Genomic DNA, 11,920 nt, shown 5'->3' on the forward strand with positions numbered 1-11,920 from the left:
ACGCGAGATCGAAGACCAACTCTCGGAGAAAATCCTCTTCGGCGAGATCGGCCCCGGCCAAACCGTCTACGTCGACGTCGAAGGCTGGGACGGCGAAGGCTCCGGCGAGGACGCCAAGTTCACCTTCACCGGCAAGACGAAGCTGACCAAGGCGGACAAGGACGAGGGCAAGCCCGAGGTCGTGCTGACCGGTGCCGCTGAAGGCACCGCGGAAGCCGCAGGCGAGTAAAAGCACCGCGTGAAGGCCCGCTCCCGGTGGGGGGCGGGCCTTTTCGTTGTCTGTGGGCATGGTCAGCTCTTGGCGGGCCGGTCGGGTTCACGCAATACGGCAAGCCTGCTGCGGTACTCGTCCTCGGTGATCTCGCCGCGGGCGAAAGCGGTGCGCAGCACGCCGACCCCGTCGGCGCGCCTACCGAACAGGCGCCGAGCGAGCAGCGCCGCGGTGAGGACGACGATCCAGACCAGCAGCGGGACAATCCAGAAGAACGGCCAGGGCTCCCAGTCGTGGTAGAGGTCAGCAAGGCAGTTCACGACTTCGGGCTGTGACGAAATATTCATGGCAAAAGCCTGCGCCGGGCACCTACCGCCGGACATCGGGCGCGCGTCGGCACTCGTCCTACGCCGCAGTGCGTACGCGCGTACTTTGGAGGGGGTTCATAGAACCGATCCGGGGGTGCGCATGACAAATCCAGACCTGACACTGATCGCCGTACTACTCGACCGCTCGGGGTCGATGCAGTCCATCAAATCCGACACCGAGGGCGGATTCAGCGCCTTCATCGAGGAACAGCGCAAGCTGCCCAAGACGATCGAGGTGACGCTGGCGCAGTTCGACACCGAATACGAATGCGTCTACGCGAACCGCCCGGTCGCGCAGGTACCGCCGCTCGACCTGCAGCCGCGCGGGATGACCGCGCTGTACGACGCGGTCGGCAGGCTGGTCACCGATGTCGGCGCGGAGCTGGCGAAGCGGCCCGAACCCGAACGGCCGGGCACGGTCATCGTGGTCGTGCTCACCGACGGCCACGAGAATTCGAGCAAGGAGTGGACCCACACCGCGGTGAAGTCGCTGATCACCCAGCAGCAGGACGTCTACAACTGGAATTTCCTGTTCCTCGGCGCGAACATGGACGCCGTCGCGATCGGCACCGGAATGGGTTTCGACCCGGGCAACTCGATCACCTATGCCGCCGCACCGCAAGGAGTTTCGGGAGTCTTCCGCGCCGCGTCGGCGAGCTCGGCCCGGCTGCAAACCGCACCGCCCGGCGCGCCACGCGGCGGATTCACCGCCGCCGAGCGCGAACAATCCAATCCCGGTAGCGCCTAGGCGCGCTCAGTGCCAGCCCGGCCGCACCACGCCGGATTCATAAGCCAGCACGACCAATTGGGTACGGTCGCGGGCGCCGAGCTTCATCAGAATGCGGCTGACGTGCGTGCGGGCGGTGGCCGGGCTCATGAAGAGCCGCTCGCCGATCTCCGCGTTCGTGAGGCCCTCGGCGACCAGCACCAGCACCTCGCGTTCGCGGTCGGTGAGCTCGGAAAGCGTTGCCGGTGGCGGGGTTTTGGCGTGCGCGGAGAATTCGGCGATCAGCCGGCGGGTGACACCGGGGGAGAGCAGCGCGTCACCGGCCGCGACCACCCGGACCGCGCGTACCAGATCGGCCGGCTCGGTGTGCTTGACCAGGAAACCCGTTGCGCCGGACCGCATCGCCTCGAAGACGTACTCGTCGAGCTCGAAGGTGGTCAGCACGACCACCTTCACCTCGGCCAGCTTGGCGTCCTCGGCGATCATCCTGGTGGCGGCGAGGCCGTCCAGGATCGGCATCCTGATGTCCATCAGCACCACGTCCGGGGTGAGGCTGCGGGTCATCCGCACGGCCTGCTCGCCGTTGTCCGCCTCGCCGACCACCTCGATGCCGTCCTGCGCCTCGAGCAGCGCGACGAAACCGCCGCGTACCAGCGCCTGATCATCGGCCACCAGTACCCGAATTGTCACGACTGTGCCTCGCGTGCGCTCGGCTCCGTCGCGCCGATGTGCCTGCTGGGTCTTCGGTTCACTCGCTGGTGCTCGTTCACATGTGTCTCCTACAGTGCAGGCCCGGGTGCGCTGTGCTGCTGCGCTTTGTCGTCCGGCCGGATCGGCCGCACATTGTCGGGCCGGGTCGCGTCGTCGACGCGGCTGGGCGGTGCCGGGTTGTCGGGGCGGCTGGGCAGCGGGCGGTGTGCGCTCGGCGCCATCGGGCGCAACGGCAGCCGCGCCGCGACCCGGAACCCGCCGCTCGGGCGGGGACCGGCGGTGAGCGCGCCGCCGAGGGCGTGGGTCCGCTCGCGCATGCCGATGATCCCGTTGCCGCCGCTGGTTCCCGACCGCGTCGCGGGGGCGGTCGGGCGGGAGTTGTCGACGGTGAGGTCGACCGATTGCGCCGCATAGCGCACCGTCACCGTTGCTTGCGCACCCGGCGCGTGCCGTACCACGTTGGTCAGCGACTCCTGGATGATGCGCGCGGCCGCCACGTCGATCACGCTGGGCAGCTGCTGTGGTTCACCGATTATCTTGGTGCCCACCGTCAATCCGGCCGCGCGGGCGCGTTGCAACAGCGTGTCCAGTTCGGCGATGCTCGGCGCGGGCGCGCGCGGTGCGGCCGGGCGTGGCTCGGGTTCGCCGGATTCGCCGCCGGGCCTGCCCGATTGCTGGTCCGCTGCCGAAACACGCTCGGCGCCAGCGGCATTGCGGCCGGTCCAGCCGCGCGGACGGCGCCGGCTCGGTGCGTCGCGCTCGGACTCGGAATCGGCGATTTCGTCCTCGGCGTCGGCTGATTCGTCCGCGACGGTGCCGCCGGTGCGGATCGCGTGCAGCAGCGTGTGCACCTCGGTGAGCGCGTCGCGGCTGGCCGTCTTGATCGCGTCCAGGGCGGAGGCGGCCTGTTCCGGCTTCTTGTCGAAGAGCTCGAGTGCGACCGAGGACTGCACGTTGATCAGCGAAAGGCTGTGCGCCAGTACGTCGTGCAGCTCGCGAGCGATGGCGAGGCGCTCCTCGCTGGCCCGCCGCTCCCGCTGCGCTTCCTCATCCCGGCGCGCGGCCTCGGCCCGCTGCCTGCGCGCGATCAGCACGGTCTTGCGCTGTCGAATGCCCTCCACCGCGCACAACAACACGACGAGCCAGGCCATCAGCGCGAAGATCTGCCAGAGGTTCGCTCCGCGCCCGAGCAGCGCGGGCAACGGCCAGATCAGTACGGCGTAGCCGATCGGAACGAGCGGGTATGTCCACCACCGTGATCCGATGCTCGCCGCCGTCAAGAAGGCGATGATCAACGACAAGAAGATCGGCCCGTACCCGTAGCCGAGCGTCGAATAGATCAGGCAGGCACCGAAGGCGACGAGCAGCACCGGCAGCGGCCGGGCCCGCCGCCAGATCAGCGCTACCGGACCGGCGAGTAGTAGCAGGTACCCGACGAAGTCGAGGGAATTCTCGCCCATTCTCATGTTCGCGAACGTGCCGCCCACGATTTGGAGCGCGGCCACGACCAGCGCCACGCCCCAATCCCAGCCAAGCGAGCTTCGACTCATCATCCCTGCCCTCACTTACAGCAGCCTATTCGGCTTACCCGCGGTTCGGCGTCCGCCTCGCTACGTATTACTCAGGTAACGCTGGAGCGTAGTGCGCCGTACGTACACCGAACGTCGCCGCGCGGCGGATGTGGCAGACCGGCCTGCGGCGGATTCTCGGTGCATGACAGATTCGATCGTGGTCACCCGAGGGTTGACCAAACGCTATGGCGCGCATACCGCGGTGGACGGTGTGAGTATGCGCGTCGCGGCCGGGGAGATCTACGGGTTCCTCGGTCCGAACGGTGCGGGCAAGACGACCACGCTGCGCATGCTGGTCGGGCTGATCCGGCCGAGCGAGGGTGTCGCGACGGTGGCAGGCCACGCGCCGGGTGACCCCGCGGTGGTCCGCCGGATCGGCGTGCTCATCGAGGGGCCCGGCTTCTACCCGTACCTATCCGGGCGGGACAACCTGCGGGTACTCGCGAAGTACCGGGGCATCGGCTACCCAGCGGTGGAGCACGCGCTGGCCAGGGTCGGCCTGGCCGATCGCGCCGATGACAAGTTCCGCACCTACTCACTGGGCATGAAGCAGCGGCTCGGAGTCGGTGCGGCGCTGCTCGGCACGCCGGATCTGCTGATCCTGGATGAGCCGACGAACGGTCTGGACCCGCAGGGCATGGCCGAAATGCGGGAGCTGATCACCACTCTCGCCGGGGACGGGCACACGGTGCTGCTGTCGAGTCACATGCTCAGCGAGGTGCAGGAGATCTGCGACCGGGTTGGCGTGATCGCGCAGGGCAAGCTGCTCGTCGAGTCGACCGTGACCGAACTGCGCGGCGGCTCCTCGCTGCTGCTGCGGGCCGACCCGCTGGAAGTGGCGTTCCCCGCGGTGCGGGCGGTGGTCGGTGAACGCGCCGCGATGCTGACCGCGAGCGGCATCCGGATCGAGACGGGGACCGGCATCGCACCCGCCGTCGCGCGGGCGGTCGTCGAAGCGGGCGCGGACCTGCTTGAACTGCGGATCGACGAAAAGTCCCTGGAAGAAGTGTTTTTCGAGATGACTCAGCTGGAAGTGGCGAAATGACTGTGCGAGACCTGTTGGCGAGTACCAGGGCCGAGGCGCTGCGGCTGCGGAAGTGGCCCGCGTTCTGGATCGTTCTCGGCACCTGGATTCTGCTGAACTTGACCTTCTCCTACCTGTTCAACTATCTCGCCTACACCTCGGGCGAGTCGACCCGCATGTCGAACGGTCTGCCGAAAGATGCGCTGCTGCAACAGATGCTGCCCGCCGCCGTCCCCGCGGTGTTCACCCAGGGCATGGCGATGTTCGGCGGTGCGCTGATGCTGGTGCTCGGGGCGCTGACCACCGGCAGCGGATTCGGCTGGGGCACTTGGAAAACCGTGTTCACCCAGGGCCCGTCGCGGATCAGTGCGGTCGGCGGCGTGGTGGTGAGTCTGGTTGCCGTGGTGATCGGGTTGGTGCTCACCGCGTTCGTGGTGGACGTCGGGGTGGCGGCGCTGATCGGCGCGACCCAGTCGCAGTCGCTCGCGCTGCCGTCGTCGCGTCAGTCGGCGCTCGGGATCCTCACGGGCACCGCGATTCTGGGCATGTGGACGTTGGCGGGCGCGCTGATCGGGGTACTCGCGCGCGGACCCGCGCTGGCCGTCGGTCTCGGGCTGGTCTGGGTGCTGGTGGTGGAGAACCTGCTGCGCGGTGTCGCGGCCATCTTCGCGCCGATCGCGGTGATCACCGATCACCTGCCCGGTACGGCGGCCGGTTCCCTGGCCGGCGCGATGCGGACGGTCGGAGCCGGGACGCCCGGGGTGCTCGACATCCTGACCCGCACCGAAGCATTGATCGTGCTCGGAGGCTACATCGTGGCCTTCGTGGCGGGGACACTCTGGCTGATGCGCAGTCGCGACCTCGTGTGAGCGAGTCTGAACCGAAAGCCGTTGGTGGGCAACCACCAGCGGCTTTCGTATGTCAGCCGAGCACCGAGCGGGCGAGTTGCCCCAGCGCGTCGGCGATCTCCGCCGAGGTCAGGCCCCGGCTGATTTGCTGCTGGTACACCTCCGCCGCCAAGGGCGCGAGGAGCGGATCGACCAGGGCGTCGGGTTCGGGAATCTTGCCTGCCAGCAGCAACGCTCGCACATGGGCGTACCAGAACCCGTACGCGCCGGTCGCGAACCGCGCGCCGCCGGTCTCCGCGCCGAGCACCAAATCCGCGTGTGCGTCCAGTAATTCGACCATCGCGCCGTAGAAGGCGGCCAGTCGTTCGGCGGGCGGCGCACCGGGGCCGAGCGGTGGCGGGCCGCCGAGCAACCGCTCCTGCAGTGCGCGCTCGTGTTCGTCGAGCAAGGCGACGGCGATCGAAGTGGTGTCCGGGTAGCGCCGGTACAGCGTGCCGCGGCCGACGCCTGCCGCCTTGGCGATGTCGTCCATGGTGACGGTGCGCGGGTCGCGGGCGGCGAACAGCTCGGCGGCCGCGGCCAGCACCTTGGCCCGGTTGCGTGCCGCGTCCGCGCGCTCGGGCACGGCTGCTGGGGGCGCTGCTTGCCCGGTGAGCAGATCCCTGTGGCTGGTCATGCCGCTGACTGTACCGGATTTCACGACTAAGTGGACAATGTGTCCGTTTGTCGGTTACGGTCAGGCCGGTCGTCAAGTGGACAACTCGTCCACTTGACGGCAGGGCACTTCGCGGTGCCGACACACGGTCGATGCCCGCATCGACGACACGAACCACAGAGTGAGGTCTGACCATGAGCAACCTGCTGCACCTGGATGCGAGCGCCCGTACCCGTTCGATCAGCCGGGAGCTGAGCGCGGCGTTCGCCGAAGCCTGGCGCGCCGAGAACCCCGGCGGCGGCTATCGCTACCGGGACCTGGCGGCCGAGCCGGTGCCGTTCATCGACGCGGCATGGACCGAGCTGTGCGATGCGGTGCTCGCGCAGGACAGCACCGACCTGGACCGGCTCGGCGAGTTGGTGCGCACACCGGAGCAGGCCGCGGCCTGGGCGATCGTCGAGCCGCTGCTGGCCGAGGTGCTGGCCGCGGACGTCATCCTGATCGGCACCCCGATGTACAACTACTCGATTCCGGCGTCGCTCAAGGCCTGGCTGGACCAGGTGACCTTCCCGCGAATGTCGTTGGGACACCGCCGTTTCGTCGTGGTGAGCGCCCGGGGCGGCGCGTACACACCCGGTGCGCCGAAGGCCGCCTTCGACTATCAGGAGCGGTTCCTGCGCGACTTCTTCGCGGGCCACTTCGCCGTCCGGGACACCGTTTTCGTGCACGCCGAACTGGCCAATGCCAGGCAGGATCCCGCGCTGGCGCACCTGCGCGGTAAGCACGACGAGTCGTACGCGCTGGCCATGGCGACGGCCCGCGCCCTCGCGAAGGAGTACTGACATGAACTGGGTGCTGCTCGGTATCGCGGGCTTGGTGGAGATCGTCTGGTCGCAGAGCATCAAACCGACGGAGAACTTCACCCGCCTGGTGCCGACCGTGATCTGCTTCGTGCTCGGCGCCACCGCGGTGTACCTGCTGTCCAGGGCCATGCAGACCTTGCCCGTCGGTACCGCGTACGCGGTGTTCACCGGAATCGGCGCGGTCGGGGCGATCGGGCTCGGGATCGTTGTCCACAAGGACCCGCTCAGCGCGGGGCGGGTGCTCGCGCTCTCGCTGATCCTGGGCGGGATCGTACTGGCGCGGGTCACCAACCCGGAATAGGCCAGGCTCCGAAGCGTCTGAACCACACCGGGTTTCGGACGGCCGACGGGGACGGAGCGCTGCTGTACCGCGTCGTGAAGGTTGCTAATGCGGCGCTCTAGTCTGACCCCGAGACGTGCGGCGGCGGGCTGGCTAAGCTCGGGGGCTGCATCGAAAATTGCTTACCAGTGAAAGGGATTTAATGCCTACACGTACCGCGCGTACCGCTTGGACCGGTTCTCTGCAGGAGGGGTCCGGGCAGGTCGAGCTGGCCAGCTCCGGGGTCGGCAAGTACGACGTGTCGTTCCCCAAGCGCTCCGCCGACGAGGCCGACGGGACCACCAGCCCCGAGGAGCTCATCGCGGCCGCGCACTCCTCCTGCTACGCGATGGCGCTCTCGGCGCAGATCGGCAATGCGGGCGGCACCCCGGAGAGCCTGGACGTCACCGCCGACGTGACCCTCGGCCCCGACCCTGCCGGTGGCTTCCGGATTTCCGGCATCAAGCTGACCGTCCGCGGCAAGGTCTCCGGTATCGACGCCGATGCCTTCGCCGCCGCGGCGGAGGCGGCCAAGGCGGGCTGCCCGGTCAGCAAGGCGCTCGCGGGCGTCGACCACATCTCGCTCGACGCAGCCCTGGCGTAGTTGTCACTCGCACCGCCACATGGTTTTTCGCACACCGGCGGGTGTGCGAAAAGCCATGGGGTTATGCGATGTTCAGGCCCGGCGAAAGAAGCGACGGGCTTCGGGGTGGTACATCGCCGGGATGGCGACCAGGACCGCGGCGATGTGGATCGCGCGGAACAGGCCGACGGTCGCGGATTCGACGGTGATGTTCGCGAACAGGTCGCCGAACTCGTCGGCGGACAGCAGCGCGGCCAGCGGTTCGATGACCAGTGACAGCAGGCCGATCACGCCGATGCCGAAGGTCAGTACCAGCCGCGCCCAGCGGGCGCCGTGCGTCATCCGGACGGTGACCATCAGCACGACCAGGTAGATGCCGAGCCGCACGGCGAGACCGGTCGCCAGGCCGGCCAGGTCCGCCTCCTGGCGTTCGAGCACAGCGGCGGCCCGAACAATCCCCTCGGCGACTCCGGCGAGCAGTGCGACGGCCATGCCGAGGTAGGCGATACGGATGGCGCGTGGCGGCTGCACGGGCGCACCCGAACGAAGCGATGCGGGCCACAGCGAAAGGGCGGTGTCGGTCATGACACCGACACTGCCCCTCGTCTTCCGGATGTGGATCAGCCTGCGGTAGCGATCGACTCTCGTACCGGAGTATCAGTGCGCGTGGCGAATTCGGTGAGCGCGGCGAAGCCGAGGGCCAGGCAGGCCCACAGCGTCGCGGTCTGGGCCAGCGACGCCACCCGGAACTGCCACAGCAGGGTGGCCGGGAAGTCCGCCTTCACCTCGTCGACGCCGGGCAGCAGGATGTAGCCCACCGCCGTGACGAGGACGAACGCGGCGACCCCGGCGATCAGCCGCAGCATGCCCAACCGCCCGCGCAGCACCTTGTAGACGTACCCGCCCACACCGACCGCCACCAGGCCGAGCAGTACTGCCGCCAACCACAGCAGGGTGCGCTGGTTGATCGTGTCCGGATCACCGACCGCAGGTGGGTTCGCCGGATACTTGAAGAACGGCACCGCGACGACCGCGGCCCAGCCGCCGAGGCCTAGTACGAGTGCGAGTGCCGGCCCGGACAACGTCGTGTGGCGCCGCGCGAAATGCGCGACCGAGGCGAAGATCGCGCCGAGCGCCAGGCCGGCCAGGCCGAGGGCGAGGAACTGTCCCGCCTTCTGCCCGGCGCGGCTGACCAGTGGTTCTTCCTCGTCGCCGTGCGAATGTCCGCCGCTCGCCTCCGGTTCCGCGCCGTGCGGGTGACCCGCGGCGGAACCGGCTTCCTCGATGGCGATGGCGGCGTCGACCTTCGGCTCGCCGACGAAGTAGCCGACCGATGCGGCCAGCAGGCCCGCGATGAGGCCCGCTAGAAGTCCGCGCAGCAGGAGGGTCCTGAGCGAACCGATCAGGGGGAGGGCAGACGATGGAGTCGGCGGGGTGGGTGGACTCAGTGGCACGGCAGTCCCAGCAGGTGGCGTCCGTCGTGCATCAGCTCGTGCAGGTACATCCCGCTGCGCGAGATGACGCCCTGATCGAAACCGACCAGGTACAGGGTGAGCAGTGCGAGAAGAACGACACCTACCGTGACGAGCACAGTGGCGAGTGAATCGGTTGCCCGGCTCGGCGAATGCGCGATAGCCATGCGAGTCCTCCTAGGGATGCGCGTCCCGTCGATGGGGGCGAGAGTGCCGGTGTCTGGCTGTCCGGCACCCAGGGGCTCGATGCATGGAACACAGTGGCGCGACCGCTCCGGAATCTCACCGGATTACCGCATCACCCTCGCGTTTTGTCCTTCGAACTGTGACACCTGGAGGCACCCGACGTCAATATGACCAGCGCGGACCGCGCCCCGTCGTCGGGCGAGTCGCCGGGCAGGTCGGCCCGCCCGGCCATCCTGAACTACGTCAGCTCGCCGGCTTCGCGGCCACGTCGAGAACCACCTCGAATTCGAGCAGCGAGGCACCCGTGGAGACCGGCTTCTGCCGCTCGCCCGCGTGCGCCTCGCGCGCGGGCCCGTCCCGCCAGGCCGCGAACGACTCCTCCGAATCCCACTGGGTGACAACGAAGTACCGGTTCTCGCCGGCGACCGGCCGGAGCAACTGGAAGCCGAGGAAGCCGGGCGAACCCTCGACCGCGTGCGCACGGTGGGCGAACCGCTTCTCCAACTCGGGGCCTGCGCCCTCGGGAACCTCGATCGCGTTGATCTTCACTACAGCCATGGCCTCGACAATACGACCAGCGAGCGGCCACTCGATATGGGCCGTATCGGGGGCAGTGCGCACGCCACGCGCGAGCCCGGCAGAATCGGCGGGGTGTTGCACGACGAAGGCGGAGCGGGGGTACCGATCCTGCTGCTGCACGGGCTGATGGGCAGCGCCCGGACCTGGCACGACCAACTGGACTGGCTGCGCGACTACGGCCACGTCTACACCTTCGATGCCGCGGGCCACGGCAGACCGGCTCCTGCCGAGTTGACCACCGAGGCCTTCGTCGCCGACCTGGCCGCCGCGACCGCGGGCATCGCCGAGCCCATGGTGGTGATCGGGCATTCGATGGGCGCGCTGCACGGCTGGGTCTTCGCCGCGACGCACCCGCAGCGGGTGCGCGCACTGGTGATCGAGGACATCGCCCCGGACTTCACCGGCCGCACGGCGGCGAACTGGGCGGCGATGATCGAGGCGTGGCCGCAGCCGTTTCCGGACGCGGCGGCGGTACTGAAGTTCTTCGGGCCGGTCGCCGGGCGGTACTTCCTGAACTCGTTCGAGCACGGTCCGGACGGCTACCGGCTGCACGGCTCGGTCGCGACCTTCCGCGACATCTCCGAGGAGTGGGGCGGTCGCGACTTCTGGCCGCAGTGGCACGCCATCCGCGTGCCCGCCCTGCTGCTGGAGGGCGAGCACACCATCACCCCGCCCGGCCAGATGCGGCGGATGGCCGAGATCCATCCCGACGCCGAGCACGTACTCGTCGCCGGCGCAGCGCATCTCGTGCACGACGACCAGCCCGAGCACTACCGCGCCGAGGTCGAACGTTTTCTGCGCCGCGTCCTGAACCTCTAGCGCGGCGCACCCGGTCAGGCGCCGATGCCGCCTTCGCCCGCGAGGGCGAACAGGCCATCGACGGTCTGCTCGATCAACCCGTCGACCAGCAGTGAGTCCAGGGCACGGGCCCGCTGGCCCGGGTCGCGCGGCCACGCCAGATCCAGCCGCACCCGTTCCACCGGGCCGGTCGCGCCGCGCAGCACGTCGAGCAGGCGCCCGCGGGCTTGGCGGTCGGTGCCCTCGTATTTCTGTGTGCGGCGCACGATTTCGGAGACCGGACGGCCCGCGGTGACCCACGCGCAGCTCGGCAGCGGGCAGCGCGCGCAGTCCGGTGTGCGGGCGGTGCACACGGTCGCGCCCAGCTCCATCAGCGCGGCCGAGAACACCGCGGCGCGGTCGATCTGTTGCGGCAGTAGGGCTTCGGTCTCCGGCAGGTCGCGCGAGGACGGGTTACCGGCCTCTGCTCGCCCGTGCACGGCACGGGCGACCACCCGGCGCACATTGGTGTCGACCACCGGAACCCGTTGTCCGTAGGCGAAACACGCGACCGCCCGCGCGGTGTATGCCCCGATGCCGGGCAGGCTCAGCAACACCTCGACATCGGCGGGCACCTCGTCGCCGTGCTCGGCCGCGAGCACCCTGGCGCACTCGTGCAGCCGCAGCGCGCGGCGCGGATAGCCGAGCTTGCCCCAGGCGCGCAACACCTCCGCCTGCGAGGAGGCCGCCATCGCCGACGGCACCGGCCAGCGCGCCACCCACTCGCGCCAGATCGGCTCGACCCGGACCACCGGCGTCTGCTGCAGCATGATCTCGCTCATCAGGATCTGCCACGCGGTGACCTCGGCGCGACGCCACGGAAGGTCGCGTGCGGTCTCGGCGTACCAGTCGAGCAACACGTCCGCATCGATGCTGTTCGGTGCTTTCCTCACTGTTCCTGTCCTACTGCTGCCGGTCGGTATTTGCCGACCTGTAACCAAACGAACTGGCTGGTAACACGAGCCT

The 11,920-nt window shown here is 69.0% G+C and carries 17 protein-coding genes and 1 riboswitch; of the genes, 8 read left to right on the plus strand and 9 right to left on the minus strand.

The genetic code is table 11. The annotated features are described in order from the left end of the window. Nucleotides 1-229: Clp protease (locus ACIHA7_RS27750; RefSeq protein WP_397293886.1), on the plus strand; the 229-nt coding region annotated here is incomplete at its 5' end. A gap of 62 nt (nucleotides 230-291) precedes the next feature. Here the strand turns inward: ACIHA7_RS27750 and ACIHA7_RS27755 are convergent. After that, nucleotides 292-558: an SHOCT domain-containing protein gene (locus ACIHA7_RS27755; protein WP_397293887.1), complete on the minus strand. Its 267-nt coding sequence runs from the start codon at nucleotides 556-558 to the stop codon at nucleotides 292-294. A gap of 121 nt (nucleotides 559-679) precedes the next feature. Here ACIHA7_RS27755 and ACIHA7_RS27760 point away from each other — a divergent pair, with 121 nt between their 5' ends. Further along, nucleotides 680-1,327, plus strand: a complete 648-nt coding sequence (locus ACIHA7_RS27760; protein WP_397293888.1) for a VWA domain-containing protein — start codon at nucleotides 680-682, stop codon at nucleotides 1,325-1,327. 6 nt (nucleotides 1,328-1,333) lie between these two features. On the opposite strand, the gene ACIHA7_RS27765 is transcribed toward ACIHA7_RS27760, so the two are convergent. Both ACIHA7_RS27765 and ACIHA7_RS27770 read right to left on the minus strand, forming a co-directional pair. Further along, complete coding sequence (locus ACIHA7_RS27765) at nucleotides 1,334-1,996, minus strand: response regulator (protein WP_397293889.1); 663 nt, start codon at nucleotides 1,994-1,996, stop codon at nucleotides 1,334-1,336. A gap of 89 nt (nucleotides 1,997-2,085) precedes the next feature. Next, a complete protein-coding gene (locus ACIHA7_RS27770; RefSeq protein WP_397293890.1) occupies nucleotides 2,086-3,567 on the minus strand; it encodes a sensor histidine kinase in 1,482 nt (493 codons plus the stop codon). 163 nt (nucleotides 3,568-3,730) lie between these two features. Here ACIHA7_RS27770 and ACIHA7_RS27775 point away from each other — a divergent pair, with 163 nt between their 5' ends. Then, entirely contained in the window at nucleotides 3,731-4,633 is a 903-nt protein-coding gene (locus ACIHA7_RS27775; RefSeq protein ID WP_397293891.1) for an ABC transporter ATP-binding protein, read from the plus strand. Continuing rightward, nucleotides 4,630-5,481: an ABC transporter permease gene (locus ACIHA7_RS27780; protein WP_397293892.1), complete on the plus strand. Its 852-nt coding sequence runs from the start codon at nucleotides 4,630-4,632 to the stop codon at nucleotides 5,479-5,481. The genes ACIHA7_RS27775 and ACIHA7_RS27780 overlap by 4 nt, the downstream gene beginning before the upstream one ends. A gap of 52 nt (nucleotides 5,482-5,533) precedes the next feature. Here ACIHA7_RS27780 and ACIHA7_RS27785 read toward each other — a convergent pair whose 3' ends face one another. Further along, nucleotides 5,534-6,136: a TetR/AcrR family transcriptional regulator gene (locus ACIHA7_RS27785; protein WP_397293893.1), complete on the minus strand. Its 603-nt coding sequence runs from the start codon at nucleotides 6,134-6,136 to the stop codon at nucleotides 5,534-5,536. A 173-nt stretch (nucleotides 6,137-6,309) separates the two neighbouring features. On the opposite strand from ACIHA7_RS27785, the gene ACIHA7_RS27790 reads away from it, so the two are divergent. The 3 genes from ACIHA7_RS27790 to ACIHA7_RS27800 all read left to right on the plus strand — a co-directional run bounded on the left by ACIHA7_RS27790 (nucleotide 6,310) and on the right by ACIHA7_RS27800 (nucleotide 7,901). After that, nucleotides 6,310-6,957 (plus strand): FMN-dependent NADH-azoreductase, encoded by a 648-nt coding sequence (locus ACIHA7_RS27790; RefSeq protein ID WP_397293894.1) that lies wholly within the window; start codon nucleotides 6,310-6,312, stop codon nucleotides 6,955-6,957. Between the two features lies 1 nt (nucleotide 6,958). Further along, complete coding sequence (locus ACIHA7_RS27795) at nucleotides 6,959-7,279, plus strand: DMT family transporter (RefSeq protein ID WP_397293895.1); 321 nt, start codon at nucleotides 6,959-6,961, stop codon at nucleotides 7,277-7,279. Nucleotides 7,280-7,460: 181 nt separating this feature from the next. Beyond that, a complete protein-coding gene (locus ACIHA7_RS27800; protein ID WP_397293896.1) occupies nucleotides 7,461-7,901 on the plus strand; it encodes an OsmC family peroxiredoxin in 441 nt (146 codons plus the stop codon). A gap of 72 nt (nucleotides 7,902-7,973) precedes the next feature. On the opposite strand, the gene ACIHA7_RS27805 is transcribed toward ACIHA7_RS27800, so the two are convergent. From ACIHA7_RS27805 to mhuD, 4 genes are all read right to left on the minus strand, one after another. After that, on the minus strand, nucleotides 7,974-8,465 hold the full coding sequence (locus ACIHA7_RS27805) for a hypothetical protein (RefSeq protein ID WP_397293897.1): 492 nt from the start codon (nucleotides 8,463-8,465) through the stop codon (nucleotides 7,974-7,976). A gap of 35 nt (nucleotides 8,466-8,500) precedes the next feature. Next, entirely contained in the window at nucleotides 8,501-9,334 is an 834-nt protein-coding gene (locus ACIHA7_RS27810; protein WP_397293898.1) for a CbtA family protein, read from the minus strand. After that, the gene (locus tag ACIHA7_RS27815) at nucleotides 9,325-9,519 is read right to left on the minus strand and encodes a CbtB-domain containing protein (protein WP_039794710.1); all 195 of its coding nucleotides are present in this window, start codon (nucleotides 9,517-9,519) and stop codon (nucleotides 9,325-9,327) included. The genes ACIHA7_RS27810 and ACIHA7_RS27815 overlap by 10 nt, the downstream gene beginning before the upstream one ends. Before the next feature lie 26 nt (nucleotides 9,520-9,545). Further along, a riboswitch (cobalamin riboswitch) is annotated at nucleotides 9,546-9,711 on the minus strand. 70 nt (nucleotides 9,712-9,781) lie between these two features. Continuing rightward, nucleotides 9,782-10,096 (minus strand): mycobilin-forming heme oxygenase MhuD, encoded by a 315-nt coding sequence (gene mhuD, locus ACIHA7_RS27820; protein WP_397293899.1) that lies wholly within the window; start codon nucleotides 10,094-10,096, stop codon nucleotides 9,782-9,784. A gap of 93 nt (nucleotides 10,097-10,189) precedes the next feature. Here mhuD and ACIHA7_RS27825 point away from each other — a divergent pair, with 93 nt between their 5' ends. Continuing rightward, nucleotides 10,190-10,936 (plus strand): alpha/beta fold hydrolase, encoded by a 747-nt coding sequence (locus ACIHA7_RS27825; RefSeq protein ID WP_397293900.1) that lies wholly within the window; start codon nucleotides 10,190-10,192, stop codon nucleotides 10,934-10,936. Nucleotides 10,937-10,950: 14 nt separating this feature from the next. Here the strand turns inward: ACIHA7_RS27825 and ACIHA7_RS27830 are convergent, their stop codons facing one another. Continuing rightward, nucleotides 10,951-11,847 (minus strand): A/G-specific adenine glycosylase, encoded by an 897-nt coding sequence (locus tag ACIHA7_RS27830; RefSeq protein WP_397293901.1) that lies wholly within the window; start codon nucleotides 11,845-11,847, stop codon nucleotides 10,951-10,953. Nucleotides 11,848-11,920: the final 73 nt, after the last annotated feature.

The sequence above is a fragment of the Nocardia sp. NPDC052316 genome (genome assembly GCF_044547795.1).
Taxonomy (GTDB): Bacteria; Actinomycetota; Actinomycetes; order Mycobacteriales; family Mycobacteriaceae; genus Nocardia.

Bases quoted from the DNA above. Each gene is read 5' to 3' on its own strand.
- ACIHA7_RS27790 (WP_397293894.1), top strand. From the start codon at position 6,310: ATGAGCAACCTGCTGCACCTGGATGCGAGCGCCCGTACCCGTTCGATC.
- ACIHA7_RS27785 (WP_397293893.1), bottom strand. From the start codon at position 6,136: ATGACCAGCCACAGGGATCTGCTCACCGGGCAAGCAGCGCCCCCAGCA.
- ACIHA7_RS27780 (WP_397293892.1), top strand. From the start codon at position 4,630: ATGACTGTGCGAGACCTGTTGGCGAGTACCAGGGCCGAGGCGCTGCGG.
- ACIHA7_RS27760 (WP_397293888.1), top strand. From the start codon at position 680: ATGACAAATCCAGACCTGACACTGATCGCCGTACTACTCGACCGCTCG.
- ACIHA7_RS27795 (WP_397293895.1), top strand. From the start codon at position 6,959: ATGAACTGGGTGCTGCTCGGTATCGCGGGCTTGGTGGAGATCGTCTGG.
- ACIHA7_RS27800 (WP_397293896.1), top strand. From the start codon at position 7,461: ATGCCTACACGTACCGCGCGTACCGCTTGGACCGGTTCTCTGCAGGAG.
- ACIHA7_RS27805 (WP_397293897.1), bottom strand. From the start codon at position 8,465: ATGACCGACACCGCCCTTTCGCTGTGGCCCGCATCGCTTCGTTCGGGT.
- ACIHA7_RS27815 (WP_039794710.1), bottom strand. From the start codon at position 9,519: ATGGCTATCGCGCATTCGCCGAGCCGGGCAACCGATTCACTCGCCACT.
- ACIHA7_RS27775 (WP_397293891.1), top strand. From the start codon at position 3,731: ATGACAGATTCGATCGTGGTCACCCGAGGGTTGACCAAACGCTATGGC.
- ACIHA7_RS27755 (WP_397293887.1), bottom strand. From the start codon at position 558: ATGAATATTTCGTCACAGCCCGAAGTCGTGAACTGCCTTGCTGACCTC.
- ACIHA7_RS27770 (WP_397293890.1), bottom strand. From the start codon at position 3,567: ATGAGTCGAAGCTCGCTTGGCTGGGATTGGGGCGTGGCGCTGGTCGTG.
- mhuD (WP_397293899.1), bottom strand. From the start codon at position 10,096: ATGGCTGTAGTGAAGATCAACGCGATCGAGGTTCCCGAGGGCGCAGGC.